This is a genomic window from Snodgrassella alvi, assembly GCF_040741455.2.
In the GTDB taxonomy this organism is placed as follows: Bacteria; Pseudomonadota; Gammaproteobacteria; order Burkholderiales; family Neisseriaceae; genus Snodgrassella; species Snodgrassella alvi_E.
In genome coordinates this window covers 920385-938951 of the sequence record NZ_CP160328.2, presented here as the reverse complement: position 1 = coordinate 938951, position 18567 = coordinate 920385, and the positions used below count along the sequence as shown (strand labels likewise).

At 43.9% G+C, this 18567-nt stretch carries 19 protein-coding genes; 18 read left to right on the top strand and 1 reads right to left on the bottom strand.

The window, feature by feature from the left end; all coding sequences use genetic code 11:
- Window positions 1-26: 26 nt before the first annotated feature.
- The 13 genes from ABU615_RS04275 to greA all read left to right on the top strand — a co-directional run bounded on the left by ABU615_RS04275 (window position 27) and on the right by greA (window position 11563).
- Window positions 27-2360 (top strand): LPS-assembly protein LptD, encoded by a 2334-nt coding sequence (locus ABU615_RS04275; protein ID WP_267390613.1) that lies wholly within the window; start codon window positions 27-29, stop codon window positions 2358-2360.
- Window positions 2360-3319: a peptidylprolyl isomerase gene (locus tag ABU615_RS04270; RefSeq protein WP_267390612.1), complete on the top strand. Its 960-nt coding sequence runs from the start codon at window positions 2360-2362 to the stop codon at window positions 3317-3319. Before ABU615_RS04275 ends, ABU615_RS04270 begins: the two co-directional genes overlap by 1 nt.
- Window positions 3320-3321: 2 nt before the next feature.
- Entirely contained in the window at window positions 3322-4329 is a 1008-nt protein-coding gene (gene pdxA, locus ABU615_RS04265; protein ID WP_370389269.1) for a 4-hydroxythreonine-4-phosphate dehydrogenase PdxA, read from the top strand.
- A gap of 75 nt (window positions 4330-4404) precedes the next feature.
- Window positions 4405-5205, top strand: a complete 801-nt coding sequence (locus ABU615_RS04260; protein ID WP_367645645.1) for an ABC transporter ATP-binding protein — start codon at window positions 4405-4407, stop codon at window positions 5203-5205.
- Complete coding sequence (gene mlaE / locus ABU615_RS04255; RefSeq protein WP_100157254.1) at window positions 5205-5981, top strand: lipid asymmetry maintenance ABC transporter permease subunit MlaE; 777 nt, start codon at window positions 5205-5207, stop codon at window positions 5979-5981. The genes ABU615_RS04260 and mlaE overlap by 1 nt, the downstream gene beginning before the upstream one ends.
- 24 nt (window positions 5982-6005) lie before the next feature.
- Window positions 6006-6515: an outer membrane lipid asymmetry maintenance protein MlaD gene (gene mlaD, locus ABU615_RS04250; RefSeq protein WP_267408470.1), complete on the top strand. Its 510-nt coding sequence runs from the start codon at window positions 6006-6008 to the stop codon at window positions 6513-6515.
- Window positions 6516-6567: 52 nt separating this feature from the next.
- Window positions 6568-7170: a phospholipid-binding protein MlaC gene (locus ABU615_RS04245; RefSeq protein ID WP_367645048.1), complete on the top strand. Its 603-nt coding sequence runs from the start codon at window positions 6568-6570 to the stop codon at window positions 7168-7170.
- Window positions 7171-7172: 2 nt separating this feature from the next.
- Entirely contained in the window at window positions 7173-7457 is a 285-nt protein-coding gene (locus tag ABU615_RS04240) for a lipid asymmetry maintenance protein MlaB (RefSeq protein WP_267390608.1), read from the top strand.
- Complete coding sequence (locus ABU615_RS04235) at window positions 7454-8380, top strand: VacJ family lipoprotein (RefSeq protein WP_367487164.1); 927 nt, start codon at window positions 7454-7456, stop codon at window positions 8378-8380. The genes ABU615_RS04240 and ABU615_RS04235 overlap by 4 nt, the downstream gene beginning before the upstream one ends.
- 73 nt (window positions 8381-8453) lie before the next feature.
- Window positions 8454-8816 (top strand): VacJ, encoded by a 363-nt coding sequence (locus ABU615_RS04230; protein WP_367487167.1) that lies wholly within the window; start codon window positions 8454-8456, stop codon window positions 8814-8816.
- 231 nt (window positions 8817-9047) lie between these two features.
- Window positions 9048-9671, top strand: a complete 624-nt coding sequence (locus ABU615_RS04225; RefSeq protein ID WP_267390605.1) for a lytic transglycosylase domain-containing protein — start codon at window positions 9048-9050, stop codon at window positions 9669-9671.
- Window positions 9672-9752: 81 nt separating this feature from the next.
- Window positions 9753-10283, top strand: coding sequence for a single-stranded DNA-binding protein (locus ABU615_RS04220; protein ID WP_370389268.1), 531 nt, complete (start codon window positions 9753-9755; stop codon window positions 10281-10283).
- 803 nt (window positions 10284-11086) lie between these two features.
- Entirely contained in the window at window positions 11087-11563 is a 477-nt protein-coding gene (greA, locus tag ABU615_RS04215) for a transcription elongation factor GreA (RefSeq protein WP_267390775.1), read from the top strand.
- An 86-nt stretch (window positions 11564-11649) separates the two neighbouring features.
- On the opposite strand, the gene yhbY is transcribed toward greA, so the two are convergent.
- Window positions 11650-11940 carry a ribosome assembly RNA-binding protein YhbY gene (yhbY, locus tag ABU615_RS04210; RefSeq protein ID WP_100151723.1) on the bottom strand — a complete coding sequence of 97 codons (291 nt, stop codon included), beginning with the start codon at window positions 11938-11940 and terminating at the stop codon, window positions 11650-11652.
- Window positions 11941-12281: 341 nt separating this feature from the next.
- Here yhbY and ABU615_RS04205 point away from each other — a divergent pair, with 341 nt between their 5' ends.
- From ABU615_RS04205 to ABU615_RS04185, 5 genes are all read left to right on the top strand, one after another.
- Window positions 12282-12908 (top strand): RlmE family RNA methyltransferase, encoded by a 627-nt coding sequence (locus ABU615_RS04205; protein WP_367487172.1) that lies wholly within the window; start codon window positions 12282-12284, stop codon window positions 12906-12908.
- Window positions 12909-12987: 79 nt separating this feature from the next.
- Window positions 12988-14964, top strand: a complete 1977-nt coding sequence (gene ftsH / locus ABU615_RS04200; RefSeq protein ID WP_370389267.1) for an ATP-dependent zinc metalloprotease FtsH — start codon at window positions 12988-12990, stop codon at window positions 14962-14964.
- Window positions 14965-15343: 379 nt separating this feature from the next.
- On the top strand, window positions 15344-16204 hold the full coding sequence (gene folP / locus ABU615_RS04195; protein ID WP_367578474.1) for a dihydropteroate synthase: 861 nt from the start codon (window positions 15344-15346) through the stop codon (window positions 16202-16204).
- Window positions 16205-16503: 299 nt separating this feature from the next.
- On the top strand, window positions 16504-17865 hold the full coding sequence (gene glmM / locus ABU615_RS04190; RefSeq protein ID WP_267390597.1) for a phosphoglucosamine mutase: 1362 nt from the start codon (window positions 16504-16506) through the stop codon (window positions 17863-17865).
- Window positions 17866-17884: 19 nt separating this feature from the next.
- The gene (locus ABU615_RS04185) at window positions 17885-18559 is read left to right on the top strand and encodes a DedA family protein (protein ID WP_267390596.1); all 675 of its coding nucleotides are present in this window, start codon (window positions 17885-17887) and stop codon (window positions 18557-18559) included.
- Window positions 18560-18567 lie beyond the last annotated feature (8 nt).

The window sequence follows — 18567 nt, the reverse complement described above, 5'->3', positions numbered from 1 at the left end:
ACTGGCAAAGCCGTTTAGGTGATACTTTGTCCTACATATTTTCCCCCAAACCATTGGCATTGGCCTTAACAACTGTGTTTTGTGCTTTTCCAGCACTAGCTTTGGCTGCTTCTCCTCTTTCTATGGGTGAGGGTAATGTCTGTACCGCACCTCAGCGTCCGAAACACTTTGTCAAACCTGTGCAAAGCAGTGGTGAATCCAATCCGGGTACAGACGTAACGCGGGTTGTGGCTGATGACGTCAATGGACAATCACAAGTGCAAGTGCATGCCAAAGGCAATGTGATTATTGAACGTAATGATGTCACCCTGAACTCAGACTGGGCTGATTATGATCAGCAAAGCCAGATTATCAAAGCTGGAGACCATTTTACACTGGATAATGGTGAAAGCCGCGTCAGCGGCGAGCATGTAACTTATGACATGGCTAAAAGTACCGGAGTGGGTGATGCCGGCCGCTTTGAAATGGAAAAGGACAACCGTCGTCTACAAGGCGTTGGTGACGAAATACAGATGGGCGGTAAAAATCGCTATCGTTTGCAAAGTGCCAAGTTCAATACCTGTAATCCAGGTGATGACAGCTGGTATATTCGTTCCGGTAGTATTGATTTGGATTACGATAAAAACGTTGGTGTGGCTCGTAATGCAACACTGGTTTTTGGCGGAGTGCCTCTATTCTATACACCATGGATTGATTTTCCACTAAATGGCAGCCGTAAGAGCGGTTTTCTTGCTCCAACCATTAAGGGCGGTTCTGATGGTTTTGAGCTGATGACCCCCTATTATCTGAATCTGGCTCCGAATTATGATGCTACTATCCGACCCCATTTAATCAGTAGCCGCGGCATCCAACTCGGAGGTGATTTTCGCTATCTACAACCGAAATATCAGGGACAGCTTAGTGCTGACTGGGTACCCAGTGACCAGAAGAGTAGCCACAAAAATCGTGCTGAAGTAGATTTCACCCACACACAACAGCTAGCAAAAGGCTTAAGCGGTGGCATTGATTATCATCAGGTTTCTGATGATGATTACCGCCGAGATTTCTGGAGCGGTGATAGTGGTAGTGTAAATCTGAACCGACAGGCTTGGCTAAATTATCATCAAGATATATGGGGTGGTACATTTGACGGTAACCTGATGGTGCAAAAATATCAGACATTGGCTTCTACCAGTGGCTATAAAGATCAACCTTATTCACGCCTGCCACGCCTGTCTGCCACATGGAACCGTTACTTTGGCAACCATTACGCCGTAAATGTATATGCAGAAGCTACCCGATTTGAAGGCAAAGAAACGGGTCATAAAGATTGGCTGAATAAATATCCGAATGGTACGCGGCTGGTATTATTTCCATCTTTGACCGCTGATTACTCTACCACATGGGGATATGTACGGCCTAAGCTGAGTTTCCATGCCACACATTACGATATGAGCAAACAGAATAATCAGGATAAACGCAGCATGGATCGTGCAGTTCCTTTGCTCAGCGTAGATTCAGGTATGACGTTTGAGCGGTTGTGGAAAACTAAAAACATGCATAAAGGGTTTATTCAGACACTGGAACCACGCTTGTTCTATACATATATACCACGACGCAATCAAGAAGATATGCCCTTATTTGATACAGCTGAAAACAGTTTTACTTATGATCAGTTGTTCCGTGAAAACCGGTATTCCGGTCAGGATAGAATCAATGCGGCTAATTTTCTGACTACTGCATTGCAATCACGTGTATATGATAGTACTACTGGCATTGAACGATTTGCGGCCGGTATTGGCCAGCGTTTTTATTTTCAGGATGATAATGTTAAACTGAATGAAAACACTCCGAAAAACAAAGAACGCAAACGCTCAGACATGGTGGCTTTTGGTCGTGCGGCTCTGAGTAATCACATTACTGCTGAATCCAAATGGCATTACAATCAGGATCTGAAAACATCTGAAAGTTATAATTTTGGCATCCGCTACACGCCAAAACCTGGTAAAACCATTAGTGTTCGTTACAAATATGGTCGTGATGAAAATCTCTATGATGATGTTTATGGCAAAATGCGTTCTATTGATGTAGGAGTCCAGTGGCCGGTAAGCCGCAATTATTATCTTGTTGCGCGTCAAAATTATGATTTTGCTCACAGTGTCACCCTTAATCAGACCATTGGTCTGGAATATCAGAGTCCTTGCCACTGCTGGAGTGCGGGCCTAGTCGGTGCACGCTATACAGATGACTATAAAAAACGTAAAACCGCCGTATTATTTCAATTACAGTTGCGAGACCTGACCGGAGTGGGTAATGGTCCTCTTAGCCAGCTTGGTTCACAAATTCCCGGTTACAGCAATACTTACGAGGTAAAACATTAATGAAGCGCATACATAAATGGTTGGCAACAAGCATAATGGCCGTGGCCATTCCTTCTGCACTGGCACTAGATATCAAACCGGTTGATAACATTGTTGCTGTCGTCAATGATGATGTAATAACTAAGCAAGAGCTGGATTTGGTGACTAATCAGATGCGTTCACAACTGCCTAAAGGCAAATCAGTTAGTGCAGCTGATTTAGAGCAGCAGGCACTGGCACAATTGATACGCAAAGATTTATTGGTACAAGCGGCCAAACGTGCCAATATTCGTTTGAGTAATGCCGATGTAAATGAAGCAATTGAACAATTTGCCGCTCAGCGCCATATGACGGCTAAAGAGCTAATTCAACGTATTGCCAAAGAAGGTATCAGTGAAAATCAACTGCGACGCACCATGACTGAAAATCTTTTAGCTCAAAAAATAGAGCAGAGTGAAGTGATGGGTAAAAGTCAGGTAAGTGATGCTGAAATTGATGATGCCATTGCCCGTGCTCAGCAGGATGGTCGTCCTTTACCACCTCCTATCACAGCATATTCTTATCATGTGCAACATATTCTTTTGAAAAATGATAATGATATTACTCGCAAACTGATTGAGCAGATTGCCCAGCAGGCACGTTCTGGTGCATCGTTTGAACAGTTAGCTCGCCAGTATTCTCAAGATGGCAGTGCTCAAAATGGTGGTGATTTGGGATGGATTATAGATGGTGAAACTGTCCCGCCGTTTGAGGCGGCTGTTAAATCTTTACAGCCGGGACAGATATCGATGCCAGTTCGTACTCAATTCGGATGGCATGTAATTCGATTGATTGATGTCAGAAGCAATGACACTCCAGCAGAACGTCAGCGTAATGGCATGCGTGCAGTGCTGGTGCAGGAAAAACGAGAACTATTATTACAGAATTTCCTGAAGCAATTGGAGGATCAGGCATATATCAATGTTCGACCTCAGGACTGAAAATGGTGAGAGGGGTGAATTTTTCTCATCAGCAGCCTGTGATTGCCATTACCAGTGGCGAGCCTTCAGGAATTGGTCCGGATATCTGTTTGGATCTGGCTGGCGCTGATTTGCCGGTACGCATTGTGGTTCTGGGTGATAAACGGCTGTTGGAGCAGCGGGCTGCATTATTGGGTAAACATATTTTTATTCAGTCTTATCAGCGAGATACTCAGCCGATAAAAGGAATGCTGGAAGTTTGTCATATTCCCGTACAAGTACCAGTGCAGGCCGGTTTATTGGATGTTCACAATGCAGATTATGTTTTGCAGTTGCTAAATAGAGCATATGCAGGTATTGAACAGGGTGAATTTGCGGCCATGGTCACTGCACCTGTACACAAAGGTATCATCAATGATAGCGGTATACCTTTCAGTGGACATACCGAATATTTGGCAGCAAAAAGTGATACGCCCTTAGTGGTTATGATGCTGGCTGGAGGCGGTTTGAAAGTAGCTCTGGCTACAACTCATTTACCATTGCGAAAAGTAGCTGATGCGATGACGGCTGAATTATTGACAGAAGTTCTTATTATCCTGCATCGTGACTTACAGCATAAATTTGGTCTGTCACAGCCACGCATTCTTGTTGCCGGACTCAATCCGCATGCCGGAGAAAACGGACATTTGGGACATGAAGAAAATACTATTATCACTCCTGTGATTAAGAAGTTGCAACAGCAAAATATGCAAGTCAGCGGCCCTTTTCCAGCAGATACACTATTTCAGCCATTTATGCTTAAAGAAGCAGATGCGGTTTTGGCTATGTATCATGATCAGGGACTGCCTGTATTAAAATATGCCAGTTTTGGCGAAGGAGTAAATATCACTCTGGGATTACCATTCATACGTACTTCGGTAGATCATGGCACTGCTCTGAACCTTGCCGGGACGGGGAAAGCCAGCAGCGGCAGTTTATTTGCCGCTGTCAGCAGTGCGATTGAAATGTGTCACAGCAGTAAGTTCGAATAATACACCTACCCGTAATTGATAAATACGGGCAGACATCATAAAATCAGATTAACGTACGGCATGGAAAATATTGATATGGCTACGCCGTTTATTGAAATGAAGGATGTGGTTTTTGCCTATGGCGATCGACCCATTCTTAAAAACATAAATTTTAAGCTGGAGCAAGGTAGTTTTACCGCAATCATGGGTAGTTCTGGTAGCGGTAAAACCACCTTGCTACGCTTGATTACCGGTCAGATTACCGCGCAGCAGGGACAGGTACTGATTAATGGACGAGATATTGCTAAATTCAGCCGCGAAGAGTTGTATCATCATCGCCGCAATATGGGTGTTCTGTTTCAGTTTGGTGCGCTGTTTACAGATTTGTCGGTTTTCGATAATGTGGCTTTTCCGATGCGCGAACACACTGATTTACCAGACAGCATGATTCATGATCTGGTAATCATGAAGCTGAATGCGGTAGGTTTGCGTGGCGTAGAAAAATTAATGCCGTCCGAACTTTCCGGCGGTATGTCCCGCCGAGTGGCACTAGCACGCACTATCGCACTTGATCCGGCCTTATTGCTATATGATGAACCATTTACTGGTCTAGATCCAATTTCGCTGGGAGTGATAGCAGGCTTGGTAAGTAAAGTAAACAAAGCTTTGCAAACTACGAGTGTAATGGTGACACACGATATACAGCAATCACTGGATATAGCCAGCCATGTGGTTTTTCTGGCACATGGGGAAATTATTTTTTCCGGTTCACCACACCAAATGCGTGAACTGGATTCACCATGGGTAAATCAGTTTATACATGGTCAGGCTGACGGGCCGGTGGCCTTTCGCTATCCGGCAACCACTACCTTACAACAGGATTTAGACATCGCGTGATGAAAGCTATAGAAGAACTGGGTGCAAAAACCCTCAGTTTTGTCCAGCACCTTGGGCGCGCCACTTTATTTCTGTTTGCTGCTTTGTTGCGCAGCGGAACAGTGTTACGCCGGCCGGGACTGATGATAAGGCAAATGTATTTTTCTGGGGTACTTTCCATTATTATCATTGCCGTATCTGGCCTGTTTGTCGGTATGGTGCTGGGATTACAAGCTTATACACAGCTGGCGAAATTTAAATCGGCTGATATATTGGGTTATATGGTAGCTGCGGCTATGCTGCGCGAACTGGGACCTGTACTGGCAGCCATTCTATTTGCCAGCAGCGCAGGAGGTGCCATGACCAGTGAAATCGGGCTAATGAAAACAACAGAGCAGCTGGAAGCTATGAATGTTATGGCCATTGATCCAGTGGCTAGAGTTGTGGCACCACGGTTTTGGGCAGGTGTGCTCTCCATGCCTTTGTTGGCTTCCATCTTTAATGTGGCCGGTGTCTATGGTGCTTATCTGATCGGCGTAAAATACTTTGGTATGGATGATGGTGTATTTTGGGGGCAGATGCAGAATAATCTGGATTTCTATTATGATGTGGTAAACGGCCTGATTAAATCGCTGGTATTTGGTGTGATCGTCACACTGATTGCAGTTTATCAGGGTTTTTATGCACAACCTACTTCAGAAGGTATTCTGCGCGCCAATACACGAACTGTGGTATCCAGCTCCCTGACCATCCTGGCAGTGGATTTTATGCTGACCGCACTGATGTTTACCAAATAAGATATGGATTAACAGGATAATGATATGAAAAAAAACAGTCTAGAAATGCTGGTTGGTCTATTTGTCTTAATAGGCATCGTAGCAGTATTGTTTTTATCTTTTCGTGTAGCAGGCGGAAATGGTATCGGTTCTTCACAGCCTACTTATACTTTATCTGCATCATTCAGTGATATTGGAGGGCTCAAAGCACAGGCTCCAGTTAAAGCTGCTGGTGTAGTGGTAGGACGGGTAGACAAAATAGTACTTGATCCAAAAACCTATTGGGCAAAAGTAACTTTAAAAATTGATAAACAGTACCAATTTAGCACAGATACTTCTGCACAAATTCTGACTTCTGGATTACTCGGTGATCAGTATGTGGGGCTTGAGCAGGGTGGAGATCCAGATAATCTTGCCGACGGAGATACCATTACCATTACTAGCTCTGCTTTGGTACTGGAACAGCTTATTGGGAAATTTATGACCAACTTTGCTGAAGGCAACGCTAAAGATGATCACAAAAAAACGGCTGACAGCACTGCTGCCAGTGAATAAAAGCAATTGAAGTTGTAAATCTAATAAAATTTAATTTTAAGGCTTATCTATAATGAAACTAAACAAATCTAAATTTTTGGGTGCATTAAGCATTTGTATCATGAGTATCAGCATGGCTATTGCTTCGCCACAACAGGCTGTAAGCCAGCTAAAGGAGAATGCTACTCAAGTACTGAATATACTGGGGGCCGCTAATGGTAAAAATGACGAGCAGGTACGGCGTCAGGCGGAAAATTATGCCATTCCTTATTTTGATTTTGAACGCATGACTGCTCTGGCTGTCGGAGCACCTTGGCGTACTGCTACACCTGCCCAGCAACAGGATCTGACAAAAGAATTTAAAACACTACTGATTCGTACCTATTCCGGTACCATGCTCAAATTCAGAAACGCAAAAGCGAATGTTTACAACAATCCTGTTGTTAATAAAAAAGGGCGTGAAATTATTGTACGTGTGGATGTCACTACTCCTAACAGTAAGCCAGTACGTATGGATTACACAATGTATCAGTCTGGCAATATGTACCGGATTTATAATGTTGCTGTAGAAGGAGCCAGCTTGGTTACTGTATACCGTAACCAATTTAATCAGACCATCAGCCAGAAAGGTATTGACGGTCTGGTAGCTGAGTTACGCGCTAAAAACGGTAGATAATTATGCAAACCACTGTGCAGGGAAAAACCCTGATGATTCATGACAAAGTCACCATGAGTACAGTAGGAGAAAACGATTATAAGCAGTTCAGTGACTGTATCCGCAGTGGTAAAGTTGAAAAAGTGGATGTCAGTGGGGTGACCGAAGCCGATTCAGCCTGTGTAGCTTTACTCGTGGCTGCTAAAAGATTGGCACACAGACAGAAATTTATGTTGCACATCGCAGGTGTACCGGCAGGGCTGATTACCCTAATGGCACTGTACGGTGTAGAGGAATCGTTACAATGAGTAAAAAAAAATTACTGGCTACCACACTGTTGTTGTTTCTGTGTCAGGCGGGCTGGGCTGAAGATCAGCCCTATAAGGATCCGTATGAAGGTTATAACCGAGTGATGTTTAATATCAATGATCACTTGGATCAATACATCATGACACCTGTTGCACGTGGATATCGTAAAGTTACACCTTCTCCGGTACGAACCGGAGTGAACAACTTTTTCAATAATCTGCGAGATGTAGTTAGTTTCGGCAGTAATCTGCTGCGACTGGATATTGAGAAAGCCAGTACAGATTTTGTTCGAGTAGGGATCAATACTACTTTTGGTTTGGGTGGATTACTGGATATTGCTGACGCAGGCCAAATTCCAAATAATAAAAATACTCTTGGTGACACATTTGCTTCTTGGGGCTGGAAAAACAGTAATTATTTTGTTTATCCGATATTTGGACCGTCTACTGTGCGCGATAGTATTGGCAGCACAATTACAGACGCCTTTCCTGTTGAAAATGCCATTTTTAAGGATGATGCAGTACGTTGGAGTCTGGCTGGATTGAATGGTGTTGCCACTCGTGAAAGCTTACTGGATGTAACTGACAGTTTGAATGATGCTGCGTTAGATCGATACACTTATATGCGTGATGTGTATATGAAATTACGCAATAAGCAGGTAGGCGGAACACTGTTTCCAGATGATGACGATGATGATGATGATATCGATACTCTGGTCGCTCCTGACAGTGATACAGCTAATACTCAGCCGCAATCTGCAAAACAGGTCGACAAAGCTCCGGTTGTGAAAGCCGATAAAGCAGCTGTTTCTACTGACAACACTGCTGCTGATAAGGCTGAAATTATTTCAGATGAATCAGCCGATAAAACTCAACCAGATAGTGCAGCGACATCTGTTTCACCTTACTGGGATATGCACTAAATCTGTGTCAATGTCTTTTTAAAACGCCAGTTATTAATTGAAATTCAGCTTATAGCACAACAGGAATACAAATATGTATGAAGTTAACCGCAGTGTATTTTTGCTTGTACCGCTTGATCCTTTTTGGATATGGCTGCAAAATCTGCCGAATATAGATCTGGATGAATTGTCACTTGAAATGTTACAGCAGGACGCAAATGCTTATCTGACTTCTGCCTGTGAAGATATAGATGACTTGTGGGTGGAAATAGAAGAGCGTTATCAGGATATCTTTGCTGCAGAGCTGGCGGACTGGTGTGAGGATGAAAATCTCTGGCCAGCCATAAATCTGGAGATATTCAAAAGCTGGTTTGAAATAAAAATTTCCACAGTAGTCACTGATTTGGCACAGGAAGAACTGGCGCGAGAAGCTTTTGTACCAATTACCTTGAATTAAAATAGAGAAATCATTAATTAAAAAAGCCAATGTTATGCATCGGCTTTTTTGCATTGCCTGACTGTTCTCAGTCCTTATTCTGTTGTATTGAAAAATTCTTTGGCTTATCTGTTAAACTATATTCTCTTACCAATACTTTAATCCTAATAACATGATTTAAAATATCACACCTAATGTATACCCAAAATTTCAAAACGGTTTGTCCACCGTATAGATTCGGAATTTATCCATATGCAGTACAGTAGTAAGTCGATATCGCGTCGACATTTGCTTCTAGCAGGCAGTGCAGCGGTATTTGGAGCAACTCTACCTCGCTTTGCTATGGCTGGTGCACAACGCGAGGAAACTCTTTCTGATGATGTGGCTTCTGTAATGCGGAATGCGGTCAGCAATGCTAATCCCCCACGGCTTATATTTGCTTCTGCAGCAGAGGCAAATCGTTGGTTAAACGCGATGTCAACAAGACTGACGCCATATGTTCCAGATGATTATGCGCGCAAACGTTTACTGACTAATATTCAATACGAATCCATGCGCGCCGGTCTGGATACGCAGGTAATACTCGGTCTGATAGAAGTAGAAAGCCGTTTCCGACAATATGCAATTTCCGGCGTTGGCGCACGCGGTTTAATGCAGGTTATGCCATTCTGGGTCAGACAGATTGGTCGGCCGGAACATAACTTATTCGATATTCGCACTAACTTACGCTATGGTTGTACCATTCTGCGATATTATCGCAATCGTGAGAATGGTAATATGGCTCGCGCGCTTGCGCGGTATAATGGTAGTTTAGGCCGGACTACTTATTCAAATGCGGTTATCAGCGCTTGGCAGCGGCACTGGCAATGGGCGTGAACCCATTCTGCAATAGCACAGATTTACTTTTAACATGGGTTGTCCTGCAAGACAGCCTGCACTTATTATTAGGAAACCACCATGTCTGTTAATAAAGTCATCCTGGTTGGCCGTTTGGGTCGAGACCCTGAAACGCGTTATATGCCTAGTGGCGATGCCGTAACCAACTTTTCCATTGCTACTGATGAACAGTGGCGTGACCGTAATGGCGAGCGCCAGACCCGAACCGAATGGCACAATATCACGCTGTTTGGCAAACTGGGCGAAATTGCCAACCAGTATCTGCGCAAGGGAAGTCAGGTATTTATCGAAGGCCGAATCCAAAGCCGTAAATATAGTGGTAAGGATGGAATCGAACGAACGGCTTATGACATCATCGGAAGTGAAATGAAAATGCTGGGTAGCCGCAATGATACAGGCGCTGCAAGTGGCAGCTATGATCAGATGGGCGGCGGAGCTGATTATGCTCAGGGTGGTAATTTTAGTCAGGGTGGCTATGATGCTGCATCTGCCGCCTCTAGCCCACCACCGGCTGCTCCACGTCGTCAGGCTCCACGTCCAGCACCTGCACCGGCACCAATAGATGATATTGATGATGATATCCCATTTTAATCTTGATTTTTTTGTTGCCTCTTATCTGAATTAGCAATTTGAAATTTCAAATCTATGAAGATTTTGCCTTTTGGATGAATTGTCCAAAAGGCATTTCGTTTAACCACAGCTGAAAATGATATTTATAAATTAAATACGGTTGATAAATTGTATATTTAAGCTATAAATTATTGATATTTGTATTGTAAATACAAATTTTGCACTATTCGATATTAGCTAATAGTAAAGAAATTATCCTAACAATTATAAAACATTATAATAAATGAATATTTTTTTACTCTCAAACCAAATTGACGATAAATTATTCAATAAATATAGCGAGTATTATTGGTAGCGAATTTTTGGGATTTTGTACTGAGTAGTGCAAATCTCTATATAAAAATTTTTATTTTCTTAATCATTTTATTCATGCCTGTTAATGTAAATTTAATCCTATGTATCAATTTGTTTTAACCAGCAGTGTATTGTACTGATTCACTTCAGCCAAGAAATTCAAAGAGCAAGAGAAACAGTAAGTATTTGGGAGTATTAGTCTAAGATAATTAAGTTGAAGTTTGCCTATGTGGGTTTAATTTTTGCTTAAATATGTGTCAGAAATAACTAAATTAAGTTTAAATACTAATGTGAGCTCGATGACTATGATGTGCAGGCTGCCTTGGTTGTAACCATTGCTATTTTTTATACTGGTCTGCTAAAATAACATACATGGAACAGCGCAAGCCGCCAGAATCGGGCGGCTTGCTTTTTGTTATTAATACGAAATACCGCAAGTGTATTTAGCTGTGGTATCTTGGAGAAATATGATGCAAAAAATTCCGTTGACCATATTGGGCGCTGATTTGCTGAAACAGGAACTACAAGAACTGAAGAGCGTGGCTCGTCCGGCGGTAATTGAAGCGATTGCTGAAGCTCGTTCGCATGGGGATTTGTCCGAAAATGCAGAATATGAAGCGGCCAAGGAAAAACAGGGTTTTATTGAAGGTCGTATTGCAGAAATTGAGCACAAGTTGTCTCTAGCACATATTATAGACCCGAAAGAAACCAATGCCGATGGTAAGGTGGTATTCGGTGCTACTGTGAAAATGCAGGATCTGGAAACTGAGGAAGTGGTGAGTTATCAGATTGTTGGAGAAGATGAAGCCGATATCAAACAGGCTAAGATTTTTGTTGGTTCGCCGATAGCACGTGCACTCATTGGTAAGGAAGAAGGCGATGTGGCTGAAGTTCAGGCACCGGGTGGGGTGCGTGAATACGAAATTCTGGAGGTTTTCTATATTTAATCAGCCTGCTGAGCGCTGATTTTTTCTTCCGGTTAAATGCCGCCGCTCAAATAACTAAGCGATTCATAGAATGAATCGCTTTTTGTTTATTCAGTTTTTTCGGTTTTGCGGCGATATAACACCAGCTGTTTGCCTATATGTTGTATCAGTTCAGCGCCTGTTGCAGAGCACAAAGCTTCGGCAATAGCGATGCGTGCTGTGCGGTCGTCACCTGCCACTTGTACTTTAATCAGTTCGTGTGCATCCAGATTGCGGCTGGTTTCTGTGATGATTTCTTCTGTTAATCCGTTCTGGCCAATCAGTACCACTGCATGCAGCTGATGTGCACGCGCTTTCAATGCCATTTTATCTTTGCTGTTTAATTTGTCAGTTGCCATTTAAGTTTCCATATCGCTGTATCGGCTAATTGGTTGAGCAGATACACAGGTTAAGTTCAGATTGAGCTATTCTAATTGAGGCGGACAAATTTTTATAGTTAATATCTATCTCTTTCTATGAAAAAAGGATAATGTAGGTCTGTCCTGATTTGCAATGGGTAATTGGTAAAACATGGGTTTTTTGGAAGATTAAAGAATTTGTTATTTATATAATTTGAGGCTGGTTGATGTAGCCTACATGTTTTTAATTGTGCTTAATTTCGCGGTTTTACACGGGCTAAGCTCTGTATTCTGTTGCGATTTCACGATACAATGATGAAGTTTTTTCAAGAATTTGTATCATGGGTGTTCGTTCTAAATCTTCCAGTGCATGGCTCAATGAGCATGTAAATGATCATTATGTTCATCTGGCACAAAAAGAGGGCTATCGAGCTCGTGCAGCCTATAAGTTGCTGGAAATCAATGAAAAAGATCATCTGATAAAGTCTGGTGCGGTAGTGGCTGACCTTGGCAGTGCGCCAGGTAGCTGGTCGCAGGTTGCCGTGAAGCTGGCTGGGAAGCAGGGCAAGGTTTTTGCGTTGGATATTCTGCCCATGGAACCGGTGGCTGGGGTGGAGTTTATTCAAGGTGATTTCCGGAATAATGAGGTTCTGCAGCAGTTTGAAAGTTTGCTAGCCGGCTGTGCGTTAGATCTTGTAATTTGTGATATGGCACCCAATATGTCAGGCAATAACATTACTGATCAGGCACGCAGTTTGTATCTTGCTGAGCTGGGTCTGGAGTTTGCGCAGGCACATCTGAAACAAAATGGAGATTTCCTAGTGAAGGTGTTTCAGGGCAGTGGTTTGCAAGAGTTTCAGCAGTTAATGAAAAACAGCTTTGCTCAGGTTATGATTCGTAAGCCTAAGGCTTCACGAGACCGCTCTAGTGAGATTTATCTGCTTGGTCGCGGTAAAAAACAGTTGTGACGGCCTGTGCCTGTGTAGGTTTGGGTCAGATTCACTATTCTAAACAACAATTATTTAACCTCCTTAGGAGTTTGTGACAGTGCGGAATACCGTAAAGAATCTTTTGGTCTGGCTGGTGCTGGCGCTTGTGCTTATGGCCGCATTCAATGCCATCACTGAGAAAAAAGAGAGTAAACAGCAGATTGAATACTCTCAATTTATTCAGCAGGTTAACAAGGGTGAGATTGCTAGCGTAAATATTGAAGGTTCGGTGATTAATGGCTTCCTAGTTAAAGGCTTGCGCAATGATAAATCAGCCTTTACGACTAATGCGCCGACTCCGCTGGAAACTAATTTTGTTAGTAATCTGATGGCGAAGAATATCCGTGTCAATGTGATTCCGGAAGAAAAACCGGGATTTCTGACTAATCTATTTTTCAGTCTTTTGCCAGTATTGCTGCTGATCGGGGTATGGTTCTATTTTATGCGCTCTATGCAGGGTGGCGGCGGCGGAAAAGGCGGTGCCTTTTCTTTCGGTAAAAGCCGTGCCCGTTTACTGGATAAAGAAGCCAATAAAATTACCTTTGCCGATGTGGCAGGGTGTGATGAGGCAAAAGAAGAAGTTCAGGAAATTGTGGATTATCTGCGTGCACCGCAACGCTATCAGACGCTGGGTGGCCGTGTGCCCCGTGGTATTCTGATGTGTGGTAGTCCTGGTACTGGTAAAACTTTGCTGGCTAAGGCAATTGCCGGAGAGGCTCAGGTACCTTTTTTCAGTATTTCCGGTTCTGATTTTGTAGAAATGTTTGTTGGTGTGGGTGCTTCACGTGTGCGCGATATGTTCGAGCAGGCAAAGAAAAATGCTCCGTGTATTATTTTCATCGATGAAATTGATGCAGTTGGCCGCCAGCGTGGTGCTGGTCTAGGTGGTGGTAATGATGAACGTGAGCAGACATTAAATCAGCTGCTAGTGGAAATGGATGGTTTTGAAAGCAATACAACAGTTATTGTGATTGCTGCTACTAACCGTCCGGATGTGCTGGATCCGGCACTGATGCGTCCTGGTCGCTTTGACCGTCAGGTTGTGGTTCCTTTGCCTGATATTCGTGGCCGTGAACAGATTCTAAAAGTGCATGCTAATAAAGTACCGCTGGATCAATCAGTGGATCTACCGGTGCTGGCGCGTGGTACGCCTGGATTTTCCGGTGCTGACCTGGCCAATTTGGTGAATGAGGCTGCGCTGTTTGCTGGTCGTCGCAACAAAACTAAAGTAGACATGAGCGACTTTGAGGATGCTAAAGATAAAATTTATATGGGACCGGAACGTCGCTCTATGGTGATGCATGAGGACGAGAAAAAAGCTACTGCTTACCATGAATCCGGCCATGCAGTGGTTGCAGAAACGCTGGACTATACTGACCCTGTGCATAAAGTAACGATTATGCCGCGCGGTCGTGCATTAGGTCTGACTTGGCAGTTGCCGGAACGTGACCGTATCAGTATGTATGAAGACCAGATGTTGAATCAGATTTCCATTCTGTTTGGTGGTCGTATCGCGGAGCAGCTGTTTATTGGTCGCGTGTCTACCGGTGCTTCTAACGACTTTGAACGGGCGACTCAGATTGCGCGAGAAATGGTGACGCGTTATGGGATGTCGAAGAAGATGGGGCCGGTGGTTTATGGTGAAAATGAGAATGAAGTATTCCTTGGCCGTTCCGTAACGCAGTCGAAAAATATTTCTGAAAAAACCATGCAGGAAGTGGATGCTGAAGTGCGGCGTATTCTTGATGAGCAATATGAAGTTGCTTATAAGATTCTGGATGAAAACCGTGACAAGATGCATACCATGGCTAAAGCACTGATTGAGTGGGAAACCATTGATCGTGATCAGGTACTGGAGATTATGGCCGGTAAGCAGCCCAGTCCACCAAAGGACTACAGCGATAATGTTGTAAAAGAAGCTGAAACCGAGCAGCCTGTAGCAGAAGCTTCAGCTAGTGAAAATACGCATGTACCGGCGGACACAGCTGATGCTGGCTCGAAAGCGCCTGAACCAGAGCAGAAGTCAGAGCAATAATATATTTGTTTTTCAACGGCAGCCAAAGCTGCCGTTTTTTACATCTGTAAGTAGTATTGTTTACCATTTTTCATAGTATGAGATTTGGTTATTTTTCCGATATTTAGCCTTGTGAATGATGATGTTATGAGCTGGTAATAAAAGCTAATTGAGCGAAATGCGAAAATTCGTCTAGGTGATAAGTATATGTAATTTAATTTATATTCACAGGCTATTGATAGGCTTCTGGTCTTTGGGTAAGAATGAATTGCCTTTTTTCAGTATGAGAAGGACACTAAGTACAAAAGTTTGATGTGCCGGCAATGATGCTTAGCTGTATTAGTAAGAAAGTAATTAAGGTGTAGTGTTATTAATTAGTGCAGAAAGATAGTAATTAGTTATGAATAATTTGAAGCATGCTTACTGGCAGTGTGGCCGATTTCAAATAGATTTGAAGCAGCCAAAAATCATGGGGATTGTTAATTTAACGCCGGACTCTTTTTCTGATGGTGGTCGTTACAATACTTCACTGACCGTGGCTCTGAATCATGCGGAACAATTACTGAAAGACGGGGCAGATATTTTAGATGTTGGCGGCGAAAGCTCGCGTCCGGGTTCTGATTATGTTTCCCCGGAGGAAGAATGGGCTCGGATTGAACCACTATTGCGTGAATTAAGAAGATGGAATGTGCCGGTAACGGTGGATACACGGCGGGCATGGGTGATGCGCCGATTGCTCGAAGCACAACTGGCTGATGGTATCAATGATATTCAGGCACTTGAAGATGCTGATGCGGTGACGGTGCTGTCTCAGCAGCCAGATGTGGGTGTGTGTTTGATGCATATGCAGGGAAAACCGGAAAATATGCAGCATAATCCGGTATATGAAGATGTAGTGGCCGAAGTGGGAAGTTATCTACACCGACGAGTACAGGTATGTGAACAGGCCGGAATTAGCCGTGAGCGCCTGACAATAGACCCTGGCTTTGGTTTTGGTAAAACGCTGGAGCATAATATTGCTTTGATGCAGCATTTTGCTACATGGCAGGAAATGAGTGGCTGTCCGGCTTTGATAGGGGTATCGCGTAAAACAATGATTGGTCTGCTGACGGCCGAAAGCGAGCCGCAACAGCGAGTAGCAGGCAGTGTAGTGGCTGCGGTAGCCGCAGTGGCACGCGGAGCAGCTATTGTGAGAGTCCATGATGTGCGCGAAACAAGGCAGGGTTTACAGATATGGTCTGCCTTGGGCTTTGGTGTTTAGTTTAGCCACTTTAATCAATATGGTTCCGCTTTTATGTTTTGTTAAAACATTTGGGTAATGAATAAGCGTAGGTTTGGCAGAAAATGGTTTTTTATGCTGGCATTTGGTACGCAAGATTTCCTGAACCAATCTACAGAATAAGTATTCTGCACATTTGTAAGGCGAATATTGATTGGGTAAATAGTATGCTGTAGATAAAATGGCTTGTTTTTGAGGTTTCAAATACCATTTTATTTACTGACTGAACAGGCATGCCTGTTCTACAATAACAATTTTGTTTTATTTGGTCGGAGCAGGTAATGGCAAAGAAATATTTCGGTACGGACGGGGTGCGAGGTGAGGTTGGTAAGTTTCCGATTACGCCTGAATTTGTACTGAAATTGGCTTATGCGGCAGGGCATGTGCTGGTGCAGCATGGAACGGATCATCAACCCACTGTACTGATTGGTAAGGATACCCGTATCTCTGGCTATATGCTCGAGGCTGCGATGGAGGCTGGTTTTACTGCAGCTGGTGTTAATGTACTGCTTACCGGACCTTTGCCTACCCCAGGTGTAGCATATCTGACTCGTGCTTTACGTCTGGATTGTGGTGTGATGATTTCAGCTTCGCACAATCCTTACCATGATAATGGTATTAAATTTTTTGCAGAGGGCGGAATAAAGCTGAGCGATCATCTGGAGCTGGAGATTGAAGCTGAGTTGGAAAAACCGATGCAGACAGTGCCATCCAGCCAGCTTGGCCGTGCGCGGCGTATTAATGGCGCTGTTGATCGTTATATTGAATTTTGTAAGTCCACTTTTCCAAGCCATCTTAATCTGCGCGGCCTTAAGTTGGTGATTGATACTGCCAATGGTGCTGCTTATGATGTGGCGCCGAAAGTTTTCCATGAATTGGGTGCCGATGTGGTGTGCATCGGTGATAAACCGGATGGTTATAATATTAATCAGAAAATCGGCGCTACTTATACAAAATCACTTCAGGCAGCTGTATTGCAAAACGAAGCAGATTATGGTGTTGCGCTGGATGGAGATGGTGACCGTCTGATGATGGTGGATAGAACCGGCAAAGTCTACGATGGTGATGCGCTAATCTATGTTATTGCCAAGGCACGTGCGGCTTCTGGTTGTTTGCATGGCGGAGTGGTGGGTACCGCAATGACGAATCTGGCGATGGAGCAGGCATTTAGTAAGCAAGGAATAGATTTTGTCCGTGCTAAAGTGGGTGACCGATATGTTCTGGAGCAGCTGCATCAGCATCGATGGTGGCTAGGTGGAGAAGCCTCAGGCCATATCGTTTGTCTGGATAAACATAACACTGGTGATGGCATTATTGCAGCTTTACAGGTCTTTGCAGCCATGCAGGAATTGGAGCTGGATTTGGCCAGTATACTGACGGATTGGCAGCCTTTTCCGCAAACGATGATTAATGTGCATATTGAGCCTGGGCAGGACTGGCAGAGTGTGGCTAATCCCGTGGCAGATGAGGTATCAGTAGAATTGGGTGAAGATGGCCGGGTAGTTCTGCGTCCTTCAGGTACAGAACCGGTGGTGCGGGTAATGGTTGAAGCACGCCAGAATGAAGTTGCGCGGCAGGCTGCAGAAAAAATTGCTGCTGCGATTGAAGCAGGTGCGGCTGACAGAATCTGTCCGGCCGGATAGAAGGAAGAACGGACATTTTATGTTTGCTTTGCTGGAAGCTTTTTTTACTGAGTATGGCTATGCTGCGGTCTTTCTGGTGCTGGTAGCCTGTGGCTTCGGTGTGCCGGTACCGGAAGATCTGACGCTGGTTGCCGGAGGGGTAATCGCAGGACTGGGCCATGCACACGTCCACACAATGTTTTTGGTGGGTATGGCTGGTGTGCTGGTGGGCGACGGCTTGATGTTTACAGCCGGACGGGTGTTTGGCCATCGTATTCTGAAATTCCGTTTCGTACAGCGGGTGATGACACCAAAGCGTTATGCTCAGGTACAGGATAAGTTTGATAAATATGGTAGTCGAGTGCTGTTTTTTGCCCGTTTTCTGCCCGGATTGCGCACGCCGATTTATATCACTGCAGGTGTCAGTGGTAAGGTGTCGATTCTGAAATTTTTACTGATGGATGGTCTGGCAGCGATGATTTCAGTACCGGTATGGGTATATTTAGGTGAATATGGTGCGGAGAATATTGATTGGCTAATGCATAAAGTGCATCAGTTTCAGGCTGTGGTATATTTGCTTATTGCTGTAGGTGTGCTGGCTTTGATGTACTACTGGTGGAAAAAACGACAGCGTATTCAATTCTTTAAACGTAAAATTGCTGAAATTCGTGAACGTAGGCGCACGCGTAAACAGCAGCGTCAAGACTTGAAATAAGTTTGATA